Below are 24,653 nucleotides of genomic sequence, written 5' to 3' on the forward strand. Positions count from 1 at the left end.
CGCAGTGCCCCTGGCGTATCATGGACGCCTGCGGCCGCGGTCCCGGCGATCGGTTTTGTGGCCGCCATTCTAACCCAAGGCCCGCGCCACGCGATGAGACACCCGAGCGACGCATGATACGCATCGTGGACCGCTATCTCGCCAAGGAGACGGTGCTCACCATCGGCGCCGTCACCGGCGTGCTCATGCTGATCCTCCTCAGCAACCGCTTCGCCAGCCTCTTGGGCGATGCGGCCGCCGGGCGCCTGCCGCGCGAGACCGTGTTCACCCTGCTCGGGCTCGCCTCCATCAAGTTCTTCATCGTGGTGGTGCCGGTCGCGACCTTCCTCGCCATCATGCTGGCCCTGGGCAGGCTTTACCGCGACAGCGAGATGACCACCTTCATGGCCTGCGGCGTGGGGCCGGCGCAGGTCTACCGGCCGCTGCTGGTCATCGCCCTGGTGCTGGGCTCGGCCATGGCGGCGCTGTCGCTGCAGGTCTCGCCCTGGGCCGAGCGCATGACCCACATCGTCAACAGCGCCGGCGAGCACGACGCGCAGGTCGGCAGCTTCGAGTCGGGCCGCTTCAAGGTGGACGACGACGGCCATGGCGCGCTCTATGCCGAGCACGTGAGCAAGGACGGCAAGGACCTCGGCAAGGTGTTCATGCAGGGCCCGAGCGGCGACCTCATGGCGGTGGTGATCGCCGAGCAGGGCCATCGCCAGGGCAACCCGGACGTGGCCGGCGGCGGCATGCTGGTCCTCAAGGACGGTTGGCGCTACGAGGGCACGCCCGGCAAGGCCGACTACCGCATCGTGCGCTACGCCGAGCACGGCATCGTCATCGATCCGCCCAAGCCCGAGAGCGGCCTCGACTCCTACGATGCCTATCCCACCGGCGAGCTGCTGAAGCTGCACGACCTCGCCGCCGCCTCCGAACTGCAATGGCGCCTCTCGGTGCCGATCTCGGTGGTGCTGCTGACGCTGCTGGCGGTGCCGCTGGCGCGCACCTCGCCGCGCCAGGGCCGCTACGGCAAGCTGCTCATCGCGGTGCTGGTCTACGTCATCTACTACAACCTCGGCATCCTCGGCCGCGTCTGGCTGCAGAAGGGCGTGACGCCCGCCGCGCTGGGCCTGTGGTGGGTGGACGGCATCTATCTCGCGGTGGTGGGGCTGCTGCTCCTGCAGCAGTACGGCACCCGTGGGCTGTTCGCCGCCAACTGGAGGCCGCGCGCGTGAAGCGGATGGACCTCTACCTGGCGAAGGCGGTCATCGTCAACGTGCTGCTGGTGCTGCTGGTGCTCACCGCGCTCGCCAGCGTGATCACCTTCGTCAGCGAGATCCGCAGCCTGAGCGGCAGCTACACCCTGCTGGAGGCGGCGCGCTACACGCTCTACAAGGTGCCGGGTGGCATGTACAACATGTTCACCATCGCGGTGCTGCTCGGTGCGTTGCTGGGCCTCGGCGAACTCGCCGGCCACAACGAGCTCACGGTCATGCGCGTGGCGGGCGTCTCGGTGGCGCGGCTCGGCCTGTCCGCCCTGCTCGGCGGCTTGGTGCTGGCGGCTTGCTGCGTGCTCATCGGCGAGCTGGTGGTGCCTGGGAGCGAGCAGCAGGCAGAGGACCGGCGCGCCGAGCTCGTCAACGCCCGCACCAACGCGCTCGGCACCGGCGGCATATGGGCGAAGGATGGCTCGAGCTTCGTCAACGTGCGCTCCATGACCAACCGCGACCTGGCGCGCGGCATCTATATCTATGACGTCAGCCCGGATCGCCAGCTCACCGGCGCCACCTTCGCTAACGCCGCGGAGTTCGGCCGGCTCCCGCCGGAACTGCACGGCGTGCGCGGCACCCAGATGAGCGTGGACGGCTCCAGCACTTTCCGGGTCCCCGACCGCGAGTGGCAGACCTCCCTCAATCCCAACATCATCAGCCTGTTCACGATGGACTCCACCACCTTGTCCGCCGCCGGGCTCTATTACTACATCGGCTACCTGCGCGCGAACCACCTGGACGAGCGGCGCTACGTGGCGGAGTTCTGGGGACACCTTGCCAAGCCCGTATCGCTGCTGCTGATGCTGATCCTCTCGCTGCCCTTCGTGTTCGGGCCGCTGCGTTCCGCCAGCACCGGTCAGCGGCTGCTGGTGGGCATGCTCATCGGCATCGGCTTCTACGTGGCGAACAGCATGTTCATGCAGAGCGGCGTGGTGTTCGGCATCAACCCGGTGCTCACGGCCTGGCTGCCGACGCTCCTATTGGGAGCAGTCAGCTTCCTTGCCCTCAGACGCATCAAGTAGCCAAAAGCTGCTGCGCCCCGCATAGCTTCGTCTGTAGCAGGGATGCGTATGTGCCGGGGAGCACAGGGATGTGCGGGAGCGGCGAGCGCTTCGGACTCGCGGTCGGTCATGCACATCAGAGTGCACTCCCTCCCGCTCGCCTCGCGCGCCTCGCTCTGCTTTGGCTCGCGACGCTTTTGGCGTGGTTCTAATTCTTGGGATTGGAAATTTCGGCGAAGGAGGGCGCGGGTCTCAAGACCGTGCCCGAGAGCCGGTCGTGCCAGGTCTTCTTCTCCGGGTCCCACAGCGACCACCAGAAGCCGAGTCCCAGCGCCGCCCAGGAGAGGTAGGCAGCCAGGTAGCGGATGAGCGCCTGGCCCCAGCGCACCGAACCGCCGGTCCGGGCATCCACCAGCTTCACCCGCCAGGCCAGCATCCCCAGGGTCTGGCCGTTGCGCACCCAGAAGCCGCCGAAGAACAGGAAGCCCACCGCGAGGATGTAGAGGCGATAGAGGAGTTCGGCCAGGGGATGGTCGGGGGTGATGGCGCCGCGCGCGACCGGCATGGCCACGGCGGTGGCGATGAACCAGAGGCCCAGCACCACCAGGGCGTCGTAGCTCGCCGCGGCGAGGCGGCGCCACAGCGGCGCGGGTCGGCTGTCGTCGGGATTCACGTCCGGCATGCGGGCGGTTTCAAAGTGGCGCTCCCTGCGGGATTCGAACCCGCGTTTAAGCCTTGAGAGGGCTCCGTCCTAGGCCTCTAGACGAAGGGAGCGTCGGGCCGAAAGGGAGTGGTATTATACGGACGCGCCGGATTTGCTCAAGTTCTGCGCCAAAATAACCTCCGGACCCACCGGAAACCCGTGAGCCGCATAGGAAGCCCGCTTATCCACCCGGTCATCATCCCCCGCGCCGACCACAGCATTTCGCGGGCGAATATCTCTGAAAACGCCCTCAAGGTGCTCTACCGGCTCAAGAACGCCGGCTACGAGGCTTATCTCGTCGGCGGCGGCGTGCGCGACCTCTTGCTGGGCCGCGAACCCAAGGACTTCGACATCGCCACCAGCGCGAGCCCGGAGCAGGTGGAACGGGAGTTCCGCAACTGCCGCCTCATCGGGCGGCGCTTCCGCCTGGCCCACGTGCGTTTCGGCGACGAGATCATCGAGGTCGCCACCTTCCGCGCCAGCGGCGCCGCCGACACGGCCGGGGAAGAAGACGACCCGGACCGGGCCCACGACGGCGGCACCGGCCGCATCCTGCGCGACAACATCTACGGCACGGTGGAGGAGGACGCGGTCCGCCGCGACTTCAGCGTCAACGCGCTCTACTACGACGTGCGCGACTTCTCGGTGCGCGACTACGTGGGCGGCCTGCCGGACCTGCGTGACGGCGTGCTGCGCCTGATCGGCGACCCGGAGGTGCGCTACCGGGAGGACCCGGTGCGCATGCTGCGCGCGGTGCGCTTCGCGGTGAAGCTCGGCTTCAAGCTGCATCCCGGCACCGAGCGTCCCATCGGGCGCCTGAGCGGCCTGCTGGCGGACGTGCCTCCCGCGCGCATGTTCGAGGAGATCCTCAAGCTCTTCATGTACGGCTTCGGCGAGCAGGCCTTCGAGGCGTTGCGCCACCACGGCCTGTTCACGCAGCTGTTTCCCCGCACCGAGGAGGCGCTCGCGGTGGAGGAGCAGGGGTTCCCGCGCGTGTTCATCGCCAAGGCCCTCGCCAGCACCGACAGCCGCGTACAGCAGGACCTGCCGGTCACGCCCGCGTTCCTCTTCGCCGCGCTGCTGTGGGAACCGGTGCGCCAGGTCGCGTCGCAGCTCGAGGCGGAGGGCCTGCATCCCAGCGAGGCGCTGCGCCGCGCCTCCGCCGAGGTGGTGGACGAACAGGTGCAGCGCGTGGCGCTGCCGCGCCGCTTCTCCACGCCCATGATCGAGATCTTCACGCTGCAGCCGCGTTTCACCCAGCGCCAGGGCAAGCGCCCGCAGCGGCTGATGGAGCACCCGCGCTTCCGCGCTGCCTACGACTTCATGGTGCTGCGCGCCCAGTCCGGCGAGGCGGACCCGGAGCTGGCCGAGTGGTGGACGCAGCTCCTCGCCGGCGACCCGGTGGCACCGCCGCCGGCCGAGCCGGGCAGCGGCACCGGACGCCGCCGCCGGCGTCGCCGTGGCGGGCGGGGACGCAAGCGCCGCGCCGAAGGCGGAGCGGGGCAGGAGCCCGCCTGAGTGGCTGCCGTCACGGCCTACGTGGGCCTCGGCGCCAACCTGCAGGCACCCGCATCGCAAGTGCGCCGCGCGCTGGACGAGCTCGCCGCCGTCCCAAACACCCGCGTCACCGCACGCTCGCCTCTATATAAGAGTCCGCCCCTGGGTCCCCAGGACCAGCCCGACTACGTCAACGCCGCCGCCGCCGTCGAGACCGCGCTCGCGCCGCTGGAGCTGCTCGCGGCGCTGCGCGCCATCGAGGCGGCCCATGGCCGGCGCCGCGACGGCACCCGCTGGGGTCCGCGCAGCCTCGACCTCGACCTCCTTATATACGGCGACGTGACCATGCAGACGCCCGAGCTCACGCTGCCGCATCCCGGCGTGCCGGAGCGCGCCTTCGTCCTGTATCCTCTCCATGACATCGCACCTGCGCTCGTGATACCGGGCCTGGGCGCGGTGAGCGAGCTGCGCGCACGCTTGGGGGACGCGCGCATCGAACGCCTGGAGCCGCAAGACGCATGAGCGGTCAATCGCGCTACATCGTGGTGGAGGGGCCCATCGGCGTGGGCAAGACCAGCCTCGCCATGAAGCTGGCAGAGACCCTCGGCGGCGAGCTCCTGCTGGAGCGAGCCGAGGAGAACCCCTTCCTCGAGCGTTTCTACCGCGACCCCAAGGGCGCCGCGCTTCCCACCCAGCTCTCGTTCCTGTTCCAGCGCGCGCGCCAGCTGCAGGAGCTGCGCCAGGGCGACATCTTCCAGCCCACCCGCGTGGCGGACTTCCTGCTGGACAAGGACCCGCTGTTCGCCCGCCTGAACCTGGACGATGAGGAGCTCAAGCTCTACGAGCAGGTGTACCAGCACCTCACGCTGGACGCGCCGCGTCCCGACCTCGTGGTCTACCTGCAGGCGCCGGTGGACGTGCTGGTGCGCCGCGTGAACCGCCGCGGCATCGGCTACGAGCGTTTCATCCAGCAGGAGTACCTGGAGCGGGTCGCTTCGGCTTACTCCCACTATTTCCACCACTACGGCGCCTCGCCGCTGCTCATCGTCAATGCCGCCGACATCAACCCGGTGGAGAGCGAGGCGGACTACAACTCGCTGGTGCGGGAAATCAACCGCGTCAGGTCGGGGCGGCACTACTTCAACCCCACACCAGTGCGGTGAGAGCGCCGCAAGCTGCTGCGCTTGCCGGGGCGTTGTTGCGCTTTGGACTCGCAGTCGGTCATGCACACCAAGAGTGCACTCCCTCCTGTTCGCCTCGCGCGCCTAGCCCCGCCTGCGCTCGCGACGCTTGCAGCTGGCAGTCCTAGACATTTGGGATGGGGAAAGGCATCCTGAAGCGCTGTTTTTACAGGGTCCGGCGATGTACACCACGCCCAAGAACACCAACGATGCGAAGCCCGTCACGCTGAGCTCGCTCGCGCACATGAAGGCGGAGAAGCAGAAGATCGCCTGCCTCACCGCCTACGACGCGAGCTTCGCCGCGCTCCTGGACGAGGCCGGCGTGGACGTGGTGCTGGTGGGGGATTCCCTCGGCAACGTCATCCAGGGCCACGCCACCACCGTGCCGGTGACGGTGGATGACATCGTCTACCACACCAGGAACGTGGCGCGCGGCTTGAAGCGCGCTTTCCTCATCGCGGACATGCCGTTCGTGAGCTATCCCACGCCCGAGATCGCGCTCGCCAATGCCGCGCGCCTGATGCAGGAGGGCGGCGCCAAGATGGTGAAGCTCGAGGGCAGCGGCCGCCAGGCGGACATCGTCACCTACCTCAGCGACAACGGCATCCCGGTCTGCGCGCACCTGGGCCTGCGGCCCCAGTTCGTGCACAAGCTCGGCGGTTACCCGGTGCAGGGCCGCCAGGCCAAGGCCGCGAAGCAGATGCTGGAAGACGCCAAGCTCCTGGAGAAGGCGGGCGCAGACCTCATCCTGCTGGAGCTCGTGCCGCGCGACCTCGCCGCCAAGATCACCGCCGCTGTGAAGGTGCCGGTGATCGGCATCGGCGCCGGTCCCAAGGTGGATGGCCAGATCCTCGTGCTCTACGACATGCTCGACATCACCCCCGGGCGCCGGCCCAAGTTCGTGCGCAACTTCACCGAGGGCGGCAAGACGCCGTCCGAGGCGGTGGCAGCCTACGTGAAGGCGGTGCGCGACAAGAGCTATCCGGCCGCCGAGCACAGCTTCGACTGACATGCTCACCGAACACTCGGTCGTGGAGCTTCGCAAGCGCATCCAGCGCTGGCGCGCCATCAACCAGCAGGTGGCGCTGGTGCCCACCATGGGCAACCTGCATGCCGGCCACATCGCGCTGGTGAAGCGCGCCCGCGCGCTGGCGGACCGCGTGGTGGTCAGCATCTTCGTGAACCCGCTGCAGTTCGGCCCGAAGGAGGATTTCGGCGCCTACCCGCGCACGCCGGATGCGGACCGCCTGCAGCTCGCGGTGGCAGGCACCGACCTCCTGTTCATGCCGGAGGTGGAGGAGATGTATCCCGGCGGCATGGACCAGGTGTCGCGGGTGGAAGTGCCGGCCTTCGACGGCATCCTCGACGGGGCCTCGCGCCCCGGCCACTTCGCCGGCGTAGCCACCGTGGTCACCAAGCTTTTCAACATGGTGCAGCCGGACGTGGCGGTGTTCGGCGAGAAGGACTACCAGCAGCTGCTGGTGATCCGGCGCATGACCGCGGACCTCTGCCTGCCGGTGCAGGTGGTGGGCCACCCGACGGTGCGCGAGCCGGATGGCCTCGCCATGAGCTCGCGCAACCAGTACCTCACCAAGTCCGAGCGCGTCCAGGCGCCGCTGCTGCGCCGCGTGCTCACCGATCTCGGCGCCAGCCTGCGCGAGGGCGCGCGGGATTTCGGCAAGCTGCAGGCCGAGGCCGCCCGGCGGCTCACGGAGGGCGGCTTCCGTCCCGACTATGTGGAGATCCGCCACGCCGACACGCTCGCGCCGCCCAAGCCGGACGACGAGCGCCTGGTGGTGCTGGCGGCGGCCTGGCTCGGCAAGGCGCGACTCATCGACAACCTGCCGTTGGACCTCGCCGCGCCGCAGGACAGGACCGTCACCTTGAGCGAAGCCGAGCGCGTCGGCTAAAATATCCCCACTGTCCTTCCTCGTCCCCCGGATATCCCCATGCAAGTGACCCTGCTCAAGGCGAAGCTCCATCGTGCCCGCGTGACCCACGCCGAGCTCGACTACGAGGGTTCCTGCGCCATCGACAGCCAGCTCCTGGACACCGCCGGCATGCTCGACTACGAGCAGATCCAGATCTACAACGTCACCAACGGCGAGCGCTTCACCACCTATGCCATGCGCGCCGAGCCGGGCTCCGGAGTCATCTCCATAAACGGCGCCGCCGCCCACCGCGCCAAGCCGGGCGACATCATCATCATCTGCGCCTACTGCCAGATGAATGCCGCCGAGGCCATGAACCACAAGCCGCGTCTGATCTACCTGAACGAGCACAACAAGGTCATGCGCACTTCCAACGCCATCCCCGTGCAAGCCGCCTGAAACGGATCTTTTGGCCGAATGACTTCGTTGCGGCGCTCACCTCGGTGCTCATTTACTGCAACGTAAACTCCGCTCCTCAGTGAGCACCGCGCCTCATCCTCGGCAAAAATCTCTCGTTTCAGGTCTTCTTTGACCTGCCGTGACAACGGATACCGTGGCAGGTTAATTTAAGGCATGTCGTCCATCACCCAATCCGCTGCCTGGAAGGCGCTCGCCGCCCATCAGGCCGAGTTCGACCTCGACGAGTTCAAGGCTACTGCCCTGGACGCGAAGCGCGTCGCGGATTTCTCGATCGAACTGCCCGGCCTGCACGCGGATCTCTCGCGTCACCTCGCCACCCCCGAGACCCTGAAGCTGCTCGCGAAGCTGGCGGAGGCCGCCGGCCTCGACGCCAGGCGCCGGCAGCTGTTCGAAGGCGGACACGTCAACAACACCGAGGACCGCGCCGCGCTGCACACGCTGCTGCGCGCCGCGCCGGCGGACGTGCCGCCCGCGCTCGCACCCCAGGCCGCCGAGGTGCGAGAGGTGTTCGCGCGCATGCGCGCCTTCTGCGGGGACGTGCACGCGGACCGCATCACCGACGTGGTGAGCATCGGCATCGGAGGCTCCCACCTCGGGCCGGAGCTGGTGGTGGAGGCCCTGGCGCCGCTCAAGGGCCCCAAGCTGCGCACCCATTTCCTCTCCAACGTGGATCCCATGCACGCGGCGCGCCTCTTGCCGGCACTGGATCCCGAGCACACCCTGGTGGTGGTCATCTCCAAGACCTTCACCACCCAGGAGACCCTCGCCAACGCCCAGGCAGCACGCACCTGGCTGGTGCAGGCCCTGGGAGAGAAGGCGGTGCCGGCACACTTCGCCGCCGTCTCCGCCGCGCCGGACAAGGCACGCGCCTTCGGCATCCCGCCCGAGCGCGTGTTCGCATTCTGGGACTGGGTGGGCGGGCGCTATTCCCTGTGGTCTGCGGTGGGCCTGCCCATCGCGCTGGCCCACGGCTTCGAGGCCTTCGAGGCCTTGCTCGCCGGCGCCGCGCAGATGGACCGGCATTTCCGCGAGGCACCTGCTGAACGCAACCTGCCGGTGCTGCTCGCATTGCTCGGCGTCTGGTACGCGAACTTCTGGCAGGCCGCCACGCGCGCCGTGGTGCCCTACCGTCAGGACCTGCGCCTGCTGGTGCCTTACCTGCAGCAGCTCGAGATGGAGAGCGACGGCAAGCGCGTGCGTCGCGACGGCACGCCCGCCGATTACGCCACCATGCCCGTGGTCTGGGGCGATACCGGCACCAACGGGCAGCACGCCTTCTTCCAGCTCCTGCACCAGGGCACCGGGCTGGTGCCGGTGGACTTCGTGGCGGTGCTGGAGGAGGAGAGCGGCCACTGGCGCCAGCAGGCCATGCTGCTCGCGAACTGCTATGCCCAGGCCGAGGCGCTGTTCCACGGCCGCAGCGCCGCCGAGGCCGAGAAGCAGTCCGGCAAGGCGCTCGCACCCCACAAGACCTTCCCCGGCGGCCGCCCCAGCACCCTCATCACGCTCTCGCGCCTGGACGCACGGAATCTTGGCATGCTGCTCACGCTCTACGAGCACCGCACCTTCGTGCAGGCCTGCATCTGGGACGTCAACTGCTTCGACCAGATGGGCGTGGAGCTCGGCAAGCAGCTCGCCGAGGGCGTGCTCAAGGCGCTGGAGAGCGGCGACGTCACCGGCATCCAGGATCCCGCCACCCGCGCCGCGGTGAAGCGCTCCCGCTATGAGTGAGCTCGCGCCCGCCGCGCAGTTCAAGCAGAGCAAGTACACCGTGCTGCGGGGCGTGGTCTCGCCCCAGAGCGCGCAGCTCATGACCACCTACGCGCTGCTGCAGCAGCAGTGGCCGGGCTACTACCAGCCGGAAGACGTGTTCCGCGCCGCGCACGGCCACTACGCCGACGCCATGAGCGAGACCCTGCTGCTGGAACTCAAGCCCGCTATGGAGCGCGCCACCGGCCTCAGCCTCTTGCCCTGTTATTCGTACCTGCGCATCTACGGCCCCGGCGCGGTGTTGCCGCGCCACCTGGACCGGCCGTCCTGCGAGATCAGCGCCTCTCTCGCGCTCGGGCTGCAGGCACCGTCCCTTTGGCCCCTGTGCGTGCATGCGGACGGGGAGGACAAGCCCATCGGTCTCGCCCCGGGCGACATGCTGGTGTACCGCGGCGCCGACGTGGCCCACTGGCGCGAGCCCTTCGAAGGCCAGTGGTGCGCCCAGGTGTTCCTGCACTACGTGGACGCCAACGGCGCCTACACCGACTTCAGGTTCGACGGACGCGAACGCATCGGTCCCTTCGACAAGCAGACCATGCAGCGCCGCTTCCAGCGGGAGGCGAGCTACGGGCGCGGCGACGTACCCTCGTCGGTGCCGCCGGATGCGCCCTGTCCCTGCAACAGTGGGAAGCAATTCAAGGATTGTCACGGCAAGGCGGCCTAGGCTTCCTGCCAGGAGGTCCATCATGCTGCTCGAAGGTTCCTGCCACTGCGGCGCTGTCCGCTTCAGCGTCGAGTCCCACACGCCCTATCCCTTCATGCGCTGCTACTGCTCCATCTGCCGCAAGACCGGTGGTGGAGAAGGCTACGCCGTGAACATCATGGGAGAGGCGGCCACCCTCAAAGTGGACGGCGCGGAGCACGTGGGCATCTACCACGCGCGCATGCCGGACGGGAAAGGCGGCATCAAGCACAGCGGTGCGGAGCGGCACTTCTGCCGGGACTGCGGCTCGCCGCTCTACCTCAGCGACGAACAGTGGCCGCAATGGGTGTATCCCATGGCCTCGGCGATAGATACGCCGCTACCCAAGCCGCCTGAGGTGGTGAGCATCATGCTGGACTTCGCTGCGCCCTGGGCGGAAGTGGCGCTGGGCAAGCACTTCAGGGAGTATCCGAAGGAGTCGATTGAGGACTGGCACAGACGTCACAAACTGCTGTGCTGATAAAACCTGCTGCGCTCGGCAGGGCGTTGTTGCGCTTCGGACTCGCAGTCGGTCATGCACATCAGAGTGCACTCCCTCCTGCTCGCCTCGCGCGCCTAGCCCTGCCTTCGCTCGCGACGGTTTTATCGTGGTTCTAATGTCTATTGATGTTGGGCTAACGCCCACCGCACGTGCTCCCGCACCAGCTCCGAGGGATGTGACTCCCGGCTCCTGAGGGCCGACACCACTGCGTCCGAGGTCGGTGCGTTCCCCAATCCTACCGCGATGTTCCGCAGCCAGCCTTCGTAGCCCGCGCGGCGTATCGCGCTGCCCTCGGTGCGCTTCAGGAACTCCTCCTCGCTCCAGGCGAAGAGTTCCGTGAGCTGGGGACCGTCGAGTCCGGCGCGGGGCGTGAAGTCCGCTTCCTTAGACACCTGCGCGAACTTGTTCCAGGGGCAGAAGAGCTGGCAGTCGTCGCAGCCGAACACCCGGTTGCCCATGGGCTTGCGGAATTCCTCCGGTATCGGCCCCTTGTGCTCGATGGTGAGGTAGGCGATGCAGCGGCGTGCGTCCAGCTCGTAAGGCGCCACGATGGCGCCGGTGGGGCAGACGTCGAGGCAGGCACGGCAGCTGCCGCAGTGCTCGCCGCCGGCTTCGTCCAGCGGCAGCGGCAGGTCCGTGAAGAGCTCGCCCAGGAAGAACCAGGAACCGGCGTCCTTGTTGATGAGGTTGGTGTGCTTGCCGATCCAACCCAGGCCTGCGCCGCGGGCCAACGCCTTCTCCAGCACCGGCGCGCTGTCCGTGAAGGCCCGGTAGCCGAAGGGCCCGGTCTCCTCCTGGATGCGGTCCGCGAGCTTCTGCAGCCGCGCGCGCAGCACCTTGTGGTAGTCGCGCCCCAGCGCGTAGCGCGCGATGTAGGCCCGGTCCCGGTCCTCCAGCAGCGCCTCCGTGTCCTGCGTGGCGCCCGGCCAGTAATCCATGCGCGCGGAGATCACCCGGAGCGTGCCCGGCACCAGCTCCTGGGGCCGGCTGCGGCGCGTGCCATGCTGCTGCATGTAGGCCATGTCCCCATGGCGGCCCGCCGCCAGCCATGCCAACAGGCGGCGCTCATCCTCCGGCAGCTCCACGCCGGAGATGCCGAGTTGCTGGAAGCCCAGTTCCCGGCCCCATCCCTTGATGCGGCCGGCTAAGGCATGGAAGTCGGTGGGGGCGGACATAAGGCTATATATAATGCCTCACATGTCAGTGCTCCCTGAAAACCTCTACACCGCAGCCCAGGTGCGCGAGCTGGACCGCCGCGCCATCGAGGACGCCGGCATCAGCGCCGTCACGCTCATGCAGCGGGCCGGAGAGGCCGCCTGGGCCCAGCTCAAGCACCAGTGGCCGGGCGCGAAGCATCTCCTGGTGCTGTGCGGCGCCGGCAGCAACGCGGGCGACGGTTACGTGCTCGCCATCCGCGCGCTGGCGGAGCAGCACCGGGTCACGGTGCTCACCCTGGGGGACCGCCTCAAGCTGCCGCGTCCCGCCGCCGAGATGCGCGGCGCGTTCCTGCAGTCCGGCGGCAAGGAGCAGGCTTTCGAGTCGCGCCTGCCGGCGGCGGACGTGATCGTGGACGCGCTGCTCGGCACCGGCCTCGACCGGCCGCTCGGCGGCGAGTGGCTGAAGCTCGTGCAGGAGGTGAACGGCTGCGGCATGCCGGTACTGTCCCTGGACATCCCCACGGGCTTGAACGCCGACACCGGCGCCGAGCTCGGCACCGCGGTGCACGCCGACCTCACCGTGAGCTTCCTCGGCCTCAAGGCCGGACTCTTCACCGGGGCCGGCCCCGCCTGCACCGGCCTCCTGCGCTTCGATGACCTCGCCGTGCCGCCCAAGGTCTACGGCAGCCTCTTGCCCCGCGCGCGGCGCTTGCGCAGCGCCACCATGCGCGAGACCGGTCTGAAGCGCCGTGCCCGCGACACCCACAAGGGCGACTTCGGCAGGGTGCTGGTGGTGGGCGGAGACCACGGCATGGGAGGCGCGGTGCGCCTCGCGGCGGAAGCGGCGCTGCGCAGCGGTGCCGGCCTCGTCACCGTCGCCACCCAGGGCGCGCACGTGGCCGGCCTCCTGGCCGGCCTGCCGGAAGCCATGGTGCACGGCATCGAGACCGCCGGCGACATCGAGGCCTTGCTCGGCCGTGCCAGCGTGGTGGCCATCGGTCCCGGCCTCGGCCGCGGTCCCTGGGGCCGCATGCTGCTCAAGAGCGTGCTCGCCTCGCACCTCCCGCTGGTGGTGGACGCGGACGCGCTCAACCTGCTCGCGGAGGCGCCCCACAAGCACGGGCGCTGGATCCTCACACCGCACCCGGGCGAGGCGGCGCGCCTCCTGGGCACCGACACCGCCACCGTGCAGCGCGACCGCTACGCCTGCGTCGAGCGCATCGCCGAGCGCTTCGATGCCGTCACGGTACTGAAGGGCGCCGGCAGCCTCATCGCCGCCCACGGCGAGATCACCTCCGTCTGCACCGCCGGCAATCCCGGCATGGCCGCGCCGGGCATGGGCGATGTGCTCACCGGCATCGTCGCCGCGCTGGTGGCCCAGGGCCTGCCGCTGCCGGAAGCGGCGCGCCAGGGCGTGTACGTGCACGCCGCGGCGGGCGACCTCGCCGCGCGCCAGGGCGAACGCGGCCTCATGGCGCGGGACCTCATGGATCCGCTGCGGCACCTGGTGAACGTCTGATGCGCTTAGGGCTAAAGGATGCCGCCGCCACGGAGGCGGCGGGCGCTGCCTTGGGTAAAGTGCTGCCCGCCGGGGATCTGGTGATCTACCTGCACGGCGACCTGGGTGCCGGCAAGACCACCCTGGTGCGCGGCATGATCAGGTCCCTGGGCCATCCTGGCCGCGTGCCCAGCCCCACCTATACCCTGGTGGAGCCTTACGAACTCGGGTCCCTGAGTCTCAAGCACCTGGACCTCTACCGCATCGCCGATCCCGAGGAACTGGCGTTCCTGGGGATGCGCGAGATGCAGGGCACGGTACTCATCGAATGGCCGGAGCGGGGTGCTCATTTCCTGCCCAATCCGGACCTGGAGTGCCGCCTCACGGTGGCTGCTCCCGGCCGGGTGCTGGAGGCGGAGGGCAGGAGCGATGCGGGCCGGGCGCTCCTGGCCGCGTGGGATGCGACAAATCGTGAGGCCGGACTCGAACATAACGGCCTATCCCCTTAAATGTAAAGAAAAAATACTTGAAAACCTGTCCCGTTGGTGTATAAATTATGGACACCACTGGGGCCGGAGGGCTGCGTTCGTGCGGGTGATGGGTTTCTTCTTGGCGGCGGGGCTGCTTCTGCCCACGCTGGGTGCGGCGTCTGCCCCGGTCAACGTGGGCGCGGTGCAGCTCGTGGCCGATGGTTCCCGCACCGAGCTTGTGCTCTCCCTGTCCGCGCCCGCGGAGCACACCCTGTTCACCCTGAGCCAGCCGGACCGCATCGTCATCGACGTGGACAACGCGCGGCTCAACGCCGCCCTGCCCAACGGCCGGGGCGTCATCACCGAGCTGCGCAGCGCGCTGCATGACGACAAGCTGCGGCTGGTGCTGGACCTCTCCGCGCGCGCCATGCCCCAGAGTTTCCTGCGCCAGGGCCCCAACGGAGCCGAGCTGGTGGTGGACCTGTTCACCGCCGGCACCGCGGTCGCCGCCGCGCCGTCCGCTCCCGCACCGACGCCGGTGGCGAGCCTGCCGGTGTTCACGCCTCCGGCTCCGCCGCGCCACGGCCGCGATATCGTCATCGCCATCGACGCCGGCCACGGCGGCAAGGATCCCGGCGCCCACGGCCCCAAGGGCGCATACGAGAAGAACGTGACCCTGGCGATCGCCCGCAAGCTCGCGGCGCTTATCGACCGCCAGCCCGGCATGAAAGCGGTGCTGACCCGCGACAGCGACACCTTCGTCGTGCTCAAGGAGCGCTTCGAGAAGGCCCGTGACGCCAACGCCGACCTGTTCGTCTCCATTCACTGCGACGCGGCGCGCGACAAGGGCGCGGACGGCGCCACCGTGTACGTGCTCTCGGAGCACGGCGCCACCACCGAGCACGCCAAGTTCCTGGAACGGGAGGAGAACGACTCCGATCTGGTGGGAGGCGTGCGCCTCGCCGGCCTGCCGCCCCAGGTGAAGTCGGTGGTGGTGGACATGTCCCAGTCCGTCGTCATGGGCATGAGCTTCGACGTGGGTTCGAGCGTCGCCAAGCAGCTCGACGCCATCGGCGCCATGCACCGCAACAGCGTGCAGCAGGCGGGCTTCCTGGTGCTCAAGGCGCCCGACGTGCCCTCCATGCTCATCGAGACCAACTACATCACCAACCCGCGCACCGCCAGGCTGCTCATGTCCACGGACTACCAGCAGCAGCTGGCCCAGGCCATCTTCACCGGCGTGGACAACTACTTCTCCCACTACCCGCCGCCGGGCACCCAGTACGCGGTGGCCAAACAGCAGCGGGACGGCCGGGCGTCGGGCATGCTGGCGTCCGGCGTGGGTATCGGTCCGCAGAAATAGACACTGTTCCGGGCAGCCATGTCCGGATCCGTCTGATTCACGTTTCTCCCCTTACGGTAAGCTAAGGCCCTCCCAAGCCTTAGGTTCTCCATGCCCATCCGCGAACTGCCCCTCCAGCTCGTGAACCAGATCGCCGCCGGCGAGGTGGTGGAGCGCCCGGCGTCCGTGGTCAAGGAGCTCCTGGAGAACGCCCTGGACGCGGGCGCCACCCGCGTGGAAGTGGAGGTGGAGGGCGGCGGCGCGCGGCTCATGCGCGTGCGCGATGACGGCGGCGGCATCCCGAAGCAGGAGCTGCCGCTGGCGGTGGCGCGCCACGCCACCAGCAAGATCGCGAGCCTGGAGGACCTGGAGCGGGTCGCGACCCTGGGGTTCCGGGGCGAGGCGCTGCCGAGCATCGGCGCCGTGGCGCGTCTCGCCATCACCTCCCGCACGCAGGACAGCGAGCATGCCTGGCGCCTGGAGGGGGACGGGCATGGCCGCTATGCGGAGCCCGCGCCTGCGGCCCATGCCCAGGGCACCAGCGTCGAGGTGCGCGACCTCTTCTTCAACACCCCGGCCCGCCGCAAGTTCCTGAAGAGCGAGGCCACGGAGTTCGGCCACCTGGACACGGCGGTCCGGCGCATCGCGCTGGCTCGCCATGATCTCGACGTGCAGCTCAGGCACAACGGCCGGCCGGTACTGGCCTTGCATGCCGCCGGCGACCTTCCCGGCATCGAGCGGCGCCTGAAGGAACTCGTGGGTCCTGAGTTCATCGGGCAGGCCTTCCATCTCGAGCAGCAGGCCGGCGGCTTGAGGCTCACGGGATGGTTGGCGCGCCCGACCTTCTCCCGCAGCCAGGCCGATCTTCAGTACTTCTACGTGAACGGCCGCGTGGTGCGCGACAAGCTGCTGGCGCACGCGGTGCGCCAGGGTTTCCACGACGTGCTGTTCCACGGCCGCCATCCCGCCTACGTGCTGTACCTCGAGCTCGATCCCGCACGGGTGGACGTCAACGCCCATCCCGCTAAGCACGAGGTGCGATTCCGCGACAGCCGCCTGGTGCACGACTTCGTGTTCCGCACCGTGCAGGAAGCGCTGGCCGCGACCACACCACGGCCCCAGGGTGCGGGCATGCCTGCGCCCAGTGGTGACGCCATGCCGCCCATGGCCCCGGGCTACCGCCCGGCGGGGCTCGGCCCGCAGCAGATGCCCATGCAGGTGGCGGAGACGCTCGCTGCCTATGCGCAACTGCACAGCGACGGTGCAACCATGCCGGCAGCCGCTCCACTGCAGGGTTCAGGCGTGCCTCCGCTCGGCTACGCACTGGCGCAGCTCCACGGCATCTACATCCTCACCGCCGCGCCCGATGGCCTGATCCTGGTGGATATGCATGCGGCCCACGAGCGCATCACCTACGAACGCATGAAGGCGGCATTGGAGCAGGGCAGCGTGGTCACGCAGCCGCTGCTGGTGCCCATCACGCTCGCCGTCAGCCGGCGGGAGGCGGATCTCGCGGAGACCGCGGCGGCGGTCCTCGCCACCGGCGGCTTCGTGGTGGAGCGGCGCGGGCCTGAGAGCCTCGCCATCCGCGAGGTGCCGGCGCTGCTGGCGAAGGAAGACGTCGCCGCGCTGCTGCGCGACCTCTTGGCGGACCTGGCGGAGCACGGCGAGAGCCGGCGCCTGGACGAGTCCCTGGAGCGGGTGCTCGCCACCTCCGCCTGCCACACCTCGGTGCGGGCGCACCGGGAGCTGACGCTCGCCGAGATGAACGCACTCTTGCGGGACATGGAGCGCACGCCGCGCGCCGACCAGTGCAATCACGGCCGTCCCACCTGGACGCGCCTCACGCTTCCCGAACTCGATCGTCTATTCCTGCGTGGCCGCTAAACCAGCGGCCATCTGCATCATGGGTCCCACCGCCTCGGGCAAGACCGCGCTTGCGGTCGAGTTCGTGAAGCGGCTGGGCTGCGGGATCGTGAGCGTGGACTCCGCCATGATCTACCGCGGCATGGACATCGGCACCGCCAAGCCGGGGCCCGAGGTGCTGGCGGTGGCGCCGCACCGCCTCATCGACATCCTCGATCCGGCCGAGAGCTATTCCGCCGCGCGCTTCCGGGAGGACGCGCTCGCCGCCATGCGCGAGGTCACCGCCGCCGGCGGGGTGCCGCTCCTGACGGGCGGCACCATGCTTTATTTCGATGTGTTACAGCACGGTATCGCGCCGCTGCCGGACGCCGACCCCGTGCTGCGCGCGGAGCTGGACGCCCGTGCCGCGCGGGAAGGCTGGGCCGCGCTGCACGCCGAGCTCGCGCGCCTGGATCCCAAGGCCGCTGCGCGCATCCATCCCAACGACCCGCAACGCATCCAGCGCGCGCTGGAGGTCTGTCACATCTCCGGCCGTCCGCTCTCGGAACTCCAGGCCGCCGCCGCGGTCGAAGCCGGGGAATACCGCTACATCAAGCTGGCGGTGGCGCCCGCCGACCGCGCGGTGCTGCACCAGGCGATCGAGCGGCGCTTCCATAGCATGATGGAGCAGGGTTTCCTGGAAGAGGTGCGTAACCTGCATGCGCGCGGCGATCTCGACGCAGGCATGCCGTCCATGCGCGCTGTTGGATATCGCCAACTTCTGGAATATCTGGCAGGGGCCTGCGGTCTTGATGAAGCGGTCCGCCGTGGCATCGTCGCCACACGCCGTTACGCGAAGCGGCAGCTCACGTGGTTGCGCGCGGAGACGGACGTGGCGTGGTTCGAGACGGGTTCGCCGCAACTCGTGGAACGCGCGCTCGCACGCGCGGCGCGCGATCTCCATCCAAGGTAAATGGCGGCCCCTGTGATACAATTGGCGATAATATGTACAGAACCATGGGCCTACCCAACCGGCCTGCAACTACAACAAGGAGAAGCACCATGGCGAAAGGTCAATCGCTGCAAGAGCCGTTCCTGAACGCCTTGCGGCGCGACAAGGTGCCGGTCTCGATCTATCTCGTGAACGGCATCAAGCTCCAGGGCCAGATCGAGTCGTTCGATCAGTTCGTGATCCTGCTCAAGAACAGCGTCAGCCAGATGGTCTACAAGCACGCCATCTCCACCGTCGTGCCGGGCCGGCACGTGCACGTGGGTCCGGCCCCGGGCCACGAGGCCGAGGCGGGCAACGAAGGCGGCGGCGAGCATCATTGAGCCTCACGGCTCCGGGATACCAGGTTGTTTGAACGCCCGAAGAGCGGCGAACGCGCCGTCCTGGTCCATCTCGACCTGAACTCAGACCACGGCGAGGTGCTGCTCGCCGAATTCGCCGAGCTCGCCCGCGCCGCAGGCGCCGAGGTGCTGGCTACCGTCACCGGCAGCCGCCGCATCCCTGAGCCGCGCTACTTCATCGGCGAAGGCAAGGCCGCCGAAGTCGGCGAGCGCGTCAAGGAGCTCAAGGCCGATCTGGTGCTGGTGAACCATGCGCTCAGTCCCAGCCAGGAGCGCAACCTGGAGAAATTGCTCTCCTGCCGCGTGCTCGACCGCACCGGACTCATCCTCGACATCTTCGCCCAGCGCGCCCGCACCTTCGAGGGCAAGCTGCAGGTGGAGCTGGCCCAGCACCGGCACCTGGCCACGCGCCTGGTGCGCGGCTGGACCCACCTGGAGCGGCAGCGCGGCGGCAGCATCGGCCTGCGCGGTCCCGGCGAGACCCAGCTCGAGATCGACCGCCGCCTCATCGGCAAGCGCATCGACATGCTCGAGAAGCGCCTCGAACGGGTGGGCGACCAGCGTGAACAGGGCCGCCGCACCCGCCAGCGCCACGACGTGCCCACGGTCTCGGTGGTGGGCTACACCAATGCCGGCAAGTCCACCCTGTTCAACGCCCTGACCGGCGCCGAAGTGCTGGCGGCGAACCTGCTGTTCGCCACCCTCGACCCCACCCTGCGGCGCCTGCAGCTCGGCGACGCCACCCAGGCGGTGCTGGCGGACACGGTGGGGTTCATCCGCGACCTGCCCCATGACCTGGTGGCGGCGTTCCGCTCCACCCTGCAGGAGACGGAAGAGGCCGCGCTGCTGCTGCACGTGGTGGACGCCGGCGACCCGGAGCGGGACGAGTACATCGAGACCGTGAACGCAGTACTCACCGAGATCGGTGCCGACAAGGTCCCGCAGATCGAGGTGTTCAACAAGATCGACCTCACCGGCCAGGCTCCCGGCGTGGAGCGCGGGCCGGACGGCCTCGCGCGCCGCGTCTGGGTGTCCGCCGCCACCGGCGCCGGCCTCGACCTGCTGCGCCACGAGATCTCCGGGCGGCTCAAGAGCGACGTGGTCCACGGCTGGATACGCCTCTCCCCGGCCCATGGCCGCGCCCGCGCCGCGTTCTTCGACATGGGGGCCGTGAAGAACGAGAAGGGGGACGAGCAGGGCGGCTACCTCCTGGAAGTGGAGCTGCCGCGCCGCGAGTACCAGCGGCTCTGCCGCCGCGAGGGCCTGGAACCGGAGGCCTTGAGCGCCTGAGCGGCCCGGCCCATAACCCGGTATAATCTGACCACGGGCGGTCCTGAAAAGGGCGCCCGTTTTTTGTGCCCGCCGCTCCGGCGGATTCAAGAGGTCCCTAGATGCTGGTGCCATTCCTGAGCGCGGTCGGATTGATGCTGGTGATGGAGGGCATCGCGCCCTTCGTCGCGCCCCGCGGCTTCCGCCGCACCCTGGCCGCCGTGGTGCAGGCGGACGACCGGGTGTTGCGCCTGGTCGGTCTGCTCAGCATGGCGGCCGGCGTCGTGGTCCTGTACCTGGTGCGGAGTTGAGCATGGGCAAGAATGTAATAGTGATAGGCGCTCAGTGGGGCGACGAGGGCAAGGGCAAGCTCGTCGACTGGCTCACTGACCGCGCCGCCGCGGTGGTGCGCTTCCAGGGCGGCCATAATGCCGGCCACACGCTCGTCATCGGCGGCGAGAAGACCGTGCTCAAGCTCATCCCCTCCGGCATCCTGCGGGAGGACGTGCAGTGCCTCATCGGCAACGGCGTGGTGCTCTCGCCCACGGCGCTGTTCGAGGAGATCGCCATGCTGGAGAGCAAGGGCGTGCCGGCGCGCCGGCGCCTCAAGATCTCGCCTGCCTGCCCGCTGATCCTGCCGTCCCACGTGGCGCTGGACAAGGCGCGCGAGCACGCCAAGGGCGCCGGCAAGATCGGCACCACCGGCCGCGGCATCGGCCCCGCCTACGAGGACAAGATCGCCCGCCGCGCCGTGCGCGTGGCGGACCTGTTCCACCGCGAGCGCTTCGCCGCCAAGCTCGGCGAGGTGCTGGATTACCACAACTTCGTGCTCAAGAACTACTTCCGCACCGAGCCGGTCTCGTTCCAGCAGACCCTCGAGCAGTGCCTCGAGCTCGTGCCGCAGCTCGAGCCCATGGTGGCGGACGTCACCGGCATCCTCTACGCGCTCAACGAGCGCGGCGAGAACATGCTGTTCGAGGGCGCCCAGGGCGCGCTGCTGGACGTGGACCACGGCACCTACCCCTACGTGACTTCGTCCAACACCACCGCGGGCGGTGCCGCCACCGGCACCGGCCTCGGCCCCCGCTACTTCAGCCAGGTGCTGGGCATCGTCAAGGCCTACACCACCCGCGTGGGCGAGGGCCCCATGCCCACGGAACTGTTCGATGCGATGGGCGAGCACCTGGCGCGCCGCGGCCACGAGTTCGGCTCCGTCACCGGCCGTCCGCGCCGCTGCGGCTGGTTCGACGTGGTGGCCCTGAAGCGCTCCATCATCAACAACAGCGTGAGCAGCGTCTGCATCACCAAGCTCGACGTGCTGGACGGCCTCGACACCATCCGCATCTGCGTGGCCTACAAGACCCCCCAGGGCGAGGTGAAGATCGCGCCCACCGGCGCCGAGAGCTTCGCCGAGTCCGAGCCCGTGTACGTGGACATGCCCGGCTGGAAGGCATCCACCGTGGGCATCACGAAGTACGAGGAGCTGCCGGAGAACGCCCGGGCCTACCTCAAGAAGGTGGAGGAACTCATGGGCGTGCCGGTGGACATCATCTCCACGGGCCCCGATCGCACCCAGACCATCGTCCTCAAGCACCCCTTCGACTGAACGCTTTCAGATCCCCAAAAGAAAAGGCGCGCCGTCTGGCGCGCCTTTTTTATCTGTGGCTTCAGGTCAGTTTCTGAAGTCCCACTGAACCTTGAAGATGACCACGTTGCCCGATGCGACCACCGGCTGGCCCAGGCCGTCGGTCTCGGTCACGAGGCCGTGGTTGAATACCAGGTAGATGTTGCTCGCGCCGCCCACGATCCAGCGCAGCCGGGTGTTGTAGCTCACGCCGTTCACCACGTCGTTGTTGTACTGCATCTGCGTGGAGACGTAGAACGTGGGCGTGAACGCATAGGTGCCGGTGAAGGTGGTGAGGCGCGTGGAACCGTCTCCCTGGGGCGAGTAGTAGAACAGCCATTCCTGCGAGGCCGAGAGCACCAGCCGGCCGGACGGCGTGCTCCAGTGCGCCTCCACCAGGGGGTGATGGGCGGTGCCCGCATAGAACGTGCCCTGGGAGTCGATGAACCGCCACCAGAAAGCCTGCGAGGTGGGGGAGTTGAACTGCACGCGGCGGCGGTTCCAGGTGTACTGGCCCGCCGGCACCGTCACGCCCGGCACGATCTCGAAGGGGAACGCCGGGGCATCGTACGTCTGGTAGACGTCCGCTTCCCAGTACCATCCGCCCTCGGTCAGCATCTCCGGGCTGAAGAACCACTCGGAGCTCTGCTTGCCGCCGCCGTTGGGGCCGAAGCCATCGTCCTCGCTGTAGTGGCCGTAGAACCAGAAGCGGTGCACCCAGTTGAACACGCTGTCCTTGGCGGGACGCGGCTGGTAGCCGAGCTCGTTCATGTAGTGGCGGGTGCCCGGGCGGGGCAGGAACCCCAGCGCCGGGTCCAGCGCCTCGCCGAACTGGCTGTACTGCACGTGGGCATACCACAGGTCGTTCGGGTACTCCGCGTCCACACCGAAGCCGTTCGTGTTGCCCGTCGGCAAGTCGCCGGAGGAGTGGCCGAGCCAGCCGGCGAAGTTGAGGTTCTTGTCGCCCTGGAAGGTGGAGGTCTTCCAGGTGGCGTCGGTACCCACGAAGGTGTTGGAGTCGAGCCCGGTGGGGTCGCCGTGGGTCACCAGGGTGCCGAGCTGCAGTTCCGGATCCAGGTTGTAGGTGCCGCGGCCCACGAACAGGTTGGTGCCCTGGGACACGGCGCTGTCGCCCATCTGGGTATCCAGGAGCGCGAGCGAGCCCGAGTCCGACTGGCCGATAAGCTTAACGCCCTCGTCCAGCGAGACCTGCTCGCCGTCGACGAGGCCGATGGTGCGCGAGTTGAAGGGGATGAAGGTGGTGCCCAGGTTGTAGCCGAAGCTCAGCAGGTTCGAGCCCTGCAGGAAGAACTGGCGCTTCTCGGGGAAGAACAGCGGGAAGCGCGTGGTGTTGATCTGCTGCTGGTCCGCGTCGGCTTCCGCGAAGTCCGTGTGGTAGGTGAACAGGCCCGCGAGCGCCGGGTTGAAGTTGTACTTGAGGTCGAAGCCCGTGTTGCTGGTGGTGCCCTTGCCGGTCTGGTACTTGGCCAGGCCGTAGGGCTGGAAGTCGAGGCCCTTGCCCTGCTGCATGCCTTGCATGCCCGTGAGCAGGCCCTCGCGCTGCAGCTGGTACACGGAGGAGTCCAGCGTGGTGCCGGACCAGTCCAGGGTCAGGAGGTCGCGCGGCACGTTGCGGGCCAGGTTGAAGCCCCAGCGGGTGAGGCCGTCGGTGAACTGCAGGCTGCGGGTGTCGATGGCGATCTCGGCGGTCCAGCCGTGCTCGTCCCGGGTCACCACCGTGTCCCAGATGCCGTCCCAGTTGTAGTCCACCCCGTCGTTGCTGTTGATGGCGGGGGTGGGGGACTGCAGGCCGTCGGCCATGGCGCCGGCGGCGTTCACCCGGAACACGTAGGCGAACCGGTGAGTGCCGAAGGTGTCCAGCATGAACAGCACGTTGTCGTCGTCGCCCTGCCAGCCGTCGCGCACCAGGGTATGGCTGATGGAGCGGCTCGGGTCCGGATCCTCGCAGCGCAGGCCGATGTAGAGGGTGTGGTCATCCCGCAGCAGCAGGACCTTGGTGTGATAGGGGGTGGGCTCACCCGGATGGGGGCTCTGCTGGGTGATGTCCGGGATCACCCCGGCCTGACTCCAGGCTGCCTCGTCCAGGCGCCCGTCCACGCTGATGGCGCTGCCATCAACGTGGCCCGCCTGGACCTCGGGAACCTCGTCCTGGGCCAGGGCCGGCAGGCATAGGCCCGCCAGCAGCACCGCCAGGACCCCACTTGCCGCTTTACCCCGCCGGCTGGGAGTCGGATTTCTCTGCATGTCCCTTGGATGCCGGGAGAGGCCAAAAGGTTTTACGTTTTGACACAAAACCGGGAATATTTTTGGCGGACAGGGCATCGGGCACGAAGCTGAATTCTTTATGACCAGGGCCTGCGCAATCGGCTCTGGCACAGGGTGGTCGATATCGGCGCCAGGGGCGAGGACGGTGTCTTTACGCGGGCATTGCCCGCGTCCGCCTGAGCGGCCGGACAGATGTCCGGGCTGGACTAACGACGGTTAAGAGCTTGATTAATGACGCCAGGGATAGCGACCACGAAAGCATTAAATACTTGGTGCCCAGGAGAGGGCGAAGCCGGGGTTTTAGCGCGAGCACTGCTCGCGCCCGGCTGAGCGACCGGACAGGACGTCCGGTCAGGGCTACCGTCAGAAAGGGTCTCGATTAAAGTCGCCAGGGACGGCGGTCGCAGAGAGAATAAAGAACCTGGTGCCCAGGAGAGGGTTTTCCCAAGTCCGAGCACAGCTCGGACTTGGGAAAACGCCCGGACAGGAAGTCCGGGCCGGGCTAACGCCGGCAAGGATATCGATTTAATGTGCCAGGGAAGGCGACTACAGAGAGAGTTAAGACCTTGGTGCCCAGGAGAGGGCGAAGGCGGTGTCTTTACGCGGCCACTGGCCGCGTCCGCCTGAGCGGCCGGACAGGATGTCCGGGCTGGACTAACGACAGTTAAGAGCTTGATTAATGACGCCAGGGATGGCGACCACGAAAGCATTAAATACTTGGTGCCCAGGAGAGGACTCGAACCTCCACGGTGTTACCCGCTAGTACCTGAAACTAGTGCGTCTACCAATTCCGCCACCTGGGCTTTAGGGGCGCGAAGGGCGGGCACTTTACCGGCCCCTTCGGTGGGTGTCAATGCGCCTATTCCCTTGAA

General features: G+C 68.3%; 23 protein-coding genes and 2 tRNA genes. 20 read left to right on the forward strand and 5 right to left on the reverse strand.

All coding sequences use genetic code 11. From position 1 onward, the window contains the following. Positions 1 to 113: 113 nt before the first annotated feature. Entirely contained in the window at positions 114 to 1,217 is a 1,104-nt protein-coding gene (gene lptF, locus VF651_08855) for an LPS export ABC transporter permease LptF (protein ID HEX7965813.1), read from the forward strand. 5 nt (positions 1,218 to 1,222) lie between these two features. Further along, positions 1,223 to 2,275 (forward strand): LPS export ABC transporter permease LptG, encoded by a 1,053-nt coding sequence (lptG, locus tag VF651_08860; protein ID HEX7965814.1) that lies wholly within the window; start codon positions 1,223 to 1,225, stop codon positions 2,273 to 2,275. A gap of 187 nt (positions 2,276 to 2,462) precedes the next feature. Here the strand turns inward: lptG and VF651_08865 are convergent, their stop codons facing one another. After that, on the reverse strand, positions 2,463 to 2,936 hold the full coding sequence (locus VF651_08865) for an RDD family protein (GenBank protein HEX7965815.1): 474 nt from the start codon (positions 2,934 to 2,936) through the stop codon (positions 2,463 to 2,465). Positions 2,937 to 2,952: 16 nt separating this feature from the next. Further along, positions 2,953 to 3,028, reverse strand: a tRNA-Glu gene (locus VF651_08870). A gap of 88 nt (positions 3,029 to 3,116) precedes the next feature. On the opposite strand from VF651_08870, the gene pcnB reads away from it, so the two are divergent. From pcnB to VF651_08915, 9 genes are all read left to right on the forward strand, one after another. Further along, positions 3,117 to 4,475 (forward strand): polynucleotide adenylyltransferase PcnB, encoded by a 1,359-nt coding sequence (gene pcnB, locus VF651_08875; protein HEX7965816.1) that lies wholly within the window; start codon positions 3,117 to 3,119, stop codon positions 4,473 to 4,475. Further along, positions 4,476 to 4,976: a 2-amino-4-hydroxy-6-hydroxymethyldihydropteridine diphosphokinase gene (gene folK / locus VF651_08880; GenBank protein HEX7965817.1), complete on the forward strand. Its 501-nt coding sequence runs from the start codon at positions 4,476 to 4,478 to the stop codon at positions 4,974 to 4,976. Further along, positions 4,973 to 5,617 carry a deoxynucleoside kinase gene (locus tag VF651_08885; protein ID HEX7965818.1) on the forward strand — a complete coding sequence of 215 codons (645 nt, stop codon included), beginning with the start codon at positions 4,973 to 4,975 and terminating at the stop codon, positions 5,615 to 5,617. Before folK ends, VF651_08885 begins: the two co-directional genes overlap by 4 nt. A 199-nt stretch (positions 5,618 to 5,816) precedes the next feature. Beyond that, a complete protein-coding gene (gene panB, locus VF651_08890) occupies positions 5,817 to 6,644 on the forward strand; it encodes a 3-methyl-2-oxobutanoate hydroxymethyltransferase (protein HEX7965819.1) in 828 nt (275 codons plus the stop codon). A 1-nt stretch (position 6,645) separates the two neighbouring features. Further along, the gene (gene panC, locus VF651_08895) at positions 6,646 to 7,545 is read left to right on the forward strand and encodes a pantoate--beta-alanine ligase (GenBank protein HEX7965820.1); all 900 of its coding nucleotides are present in this window, start codon (positions 6,646 to 6,648) and stop codon (positions 7,543 to 7,545) included. 39 nt (positions 7,546 to 7,584) lie between these two features. Continuing rightward, a complete protein-coding gene (panD, locus tag VF651_08900; protein ID HEX7965821.1) occupies positions 7,585 to 7,965 on the forward strand; it encodes an aspartate 1-decarboxylase in 381 nt (126 codons plus the stop codon). A 174-nt stretch (positions 7,966 to 8,139) separates the two neighbouring features. Further along, a complete protein-coding gene (gene pgi, locus VF651_08905; GenBank protein ID HEX7965822.1) occupies positions 8,140 to 9,717 on the forward strand; it encodes a glucose-6-phosphate isomerase in 1,578 nt (525 codons plus the stop codon). Continuing rightward, positions 9,710 to 10,420, forward strand: a complete 711-nt coding sequence (locus VF651_08910; GenBank protein ID HEX7965823.1) for an SEC-C domain-containing protein — start codon at positions 9,710 to 9,712, stop codon at positions 10,418 to 10,420. The genes pgi and VF651_08910 overlap by 8 nt, the downstream gene beginning before the upstream one ends. 22 nt (positions 10,421 to 10,442) lie before the next feature. Then, on the forward strand, positions 10,443 to 10,919 hold the full coding sequence (locus VF651_08915; protein ID HEX7965824.1) for a GFA family protein: 477 nt from the start codon (positions 10,443 to 10,445) through the stop codon (positions 10,917 to 10,919). 140 nt (positions 10,920 to 11,059) lie between these two features. Here the strand turns inward: VF651_08915 and queG are convergent, their stop codons facing one another. Continuing rightward, complete coding sequence (gene queG, locus VF651_08920) at positions 11,060 to 12,115, reverse strand: tRNA epoxyqueuosine(34) reductase QueG (GenBank protein ID HEX7965825.1); 1,056 nt, start codon at positions 12,113 to 12,115, stop codon at positions 11,060 to 11,062. A 22-nt stretch (positions 12,116 to 12,137) separates the two neighbouring features. Here queG and VF651_08925 point away from each other — a divergent pair, with 22 nt between their 5' ends. The 9 genes from VF651_08925 to VF651_08965 all read left to right on the forward strand — a co-directional run bounded on the left by VF651_08925 (position 12,138) and on the right by VF651_08965 (position 21,477). Beyond that, positions 12,138 to 13,616: an NAD(P)H-hydrate dehydratase gene (locus tag VF651_08925; GenBank protein ID HEX7965826.1), complete on the forward strand. Its 1,479-nt coding sequence runs from the start codon at positions 12,138 to 12,140 to the stop codon at positions 13,614 to 13,616. After that, positions 13,616 to 14,104 (forward strand): tRNA (adenosine(37)-N6)-threonylcarbamoyltransferase complex ATPase subunit type 1 TsaE, encoded by a 489-nt coding sequence (tsaE, locus tag VF651_08930; GenBank protein ID HEX7965827.1) that lies wholly within the window; start codon positions 13,616 to 13,618, stop codon positions 14,102 to 14,104. The genes VF651_08925 and tsaE overlap by 1 nt, the downstream gene beginning before the upstream one ends. Positions 14,105 to 14,192: 88 nt before the next feature. Further along, positions 14,193 to 15,428, forward strand: coding sequence for an N-acetylmuramoyl-L-alanine amidase (locus VF651_08935; protein ID HEX7965828.1), 1,236 nt, complete (start codon positions 14,193 to 14,195; stop codon positions 15,426 to 15,428). 90 nt (positions 15,429 to 15,518) lie between these two features. Then, positions 15,519 to 17,294: a DNA mismatch repair endonuclease MutL gene (mutL, locus tag VF651_08940; protein ID HEX7965829.1), complete on the forward strand. Its 1,776-nt coding sequence runs from the start codon at positions 15,519 to 15,521 to the stop codon at positions 17,292 to 17,294. Positions 17,295 to 17,313: 19 nt separating this feature from the next. Beyond that, the gene (gene miaA / locus VF651_08945) at positions 17,314 to 18,225 is read left to right on the forward strand and encodes a tRNA (adenosine(37)-N6)-dimethylallyltransferase MiaA (protein ID HEX7965830.1); all 912 of its coding nucleotides are present in this window, start codon (positions 17,314 to 17,316) and stop codon (positions 18,223 to 18,225) included. A gap of 89 nt (positions 18,226 to 18,314) precedes the next feature. Continuing rightward, positions 18,315 to 18,584, forward strand: coding sequence for an RNA chaperone Hfq (hfq, locus tag VF651_08950; protein ID HEX7965831.1), 270 nt, complete (start codon positions 18,315 to 18,317; stop codon positions 18,582 to 18,584). A gap of 24 nt (positions 18,585 to 18,608) precedes the next feature. After that, a complete protein-coding gene (gene hflX, locus VF651_08955; GenBank protein ID HEX7965832.1) occupies positions 18,609 to 19,892 on the forward strand; it encodes a ribosome rescue GTPase HflX in 1,284 nt (427 codons plus the stop codon). A 101-nt stretch (positions 19,893 to 19,993) separates the two neighbouring features. Then, positions 19,994 to 20,182, forward strand: a complete 189-nt coding sequence (locus VF651_08960; GenBank protein HEX7965833.1) for a DUF2065 domain-containing protein — start codon at positions 19,994 to 19,996, stop codon at positions 20,180 to 20,182. A 2-nt stretch (positions 20,183 to 20,184) separates the two neighbouring features. Then, the gene (locus VF651_08965; protein HEX7965834.1) at positions 20,185 to 21,477 is read left to right on the forward strand and encodes an adenylosuccinate synthase; all 1,293 of its coding nucleotides are present in this window, start codon (positions 20,185 to 20,187) and stop codon (positions 21,475 to 21,477) included. 66 nt (positions 21,478 to 21,543) lie between these two features. Here VF651_08965 and VF651_08970 read toward each other — a convergent pair whose 3' ends face one another. Both VF651_08970 and VF651_08975 read right to left on the reverse strand, forming a co-directional pair. After that, positions 21,544 to 23,760: a DUF5916 domain-containing protein gene (locus VF651_08970; protein HEX7965835.1), complete on the reverse strand. Its 2,217-nt coding sequence runs from the start codon at positions 23,758 to 23,760 to the stop codon at positions 21,544 to 21,546. 739 nt (positions 23,761 to 24,499) lie between these two features. Next, positions 24,500 to 24,584 (reverse strand) — tRNA-Leu (locus VF651_08975). Between the last annotated feature and the right edge of the window lie 69 nt (positions 24,585 to 24,653).

This window comes from Gammaproteobacteria bacterium (genome assembly GCA_036383255.1).
Lineage (GTDB): Bacteria > Pseudomonadota > Gammaproteobacteria > Natronospirales > REEB76 > DASUBN01.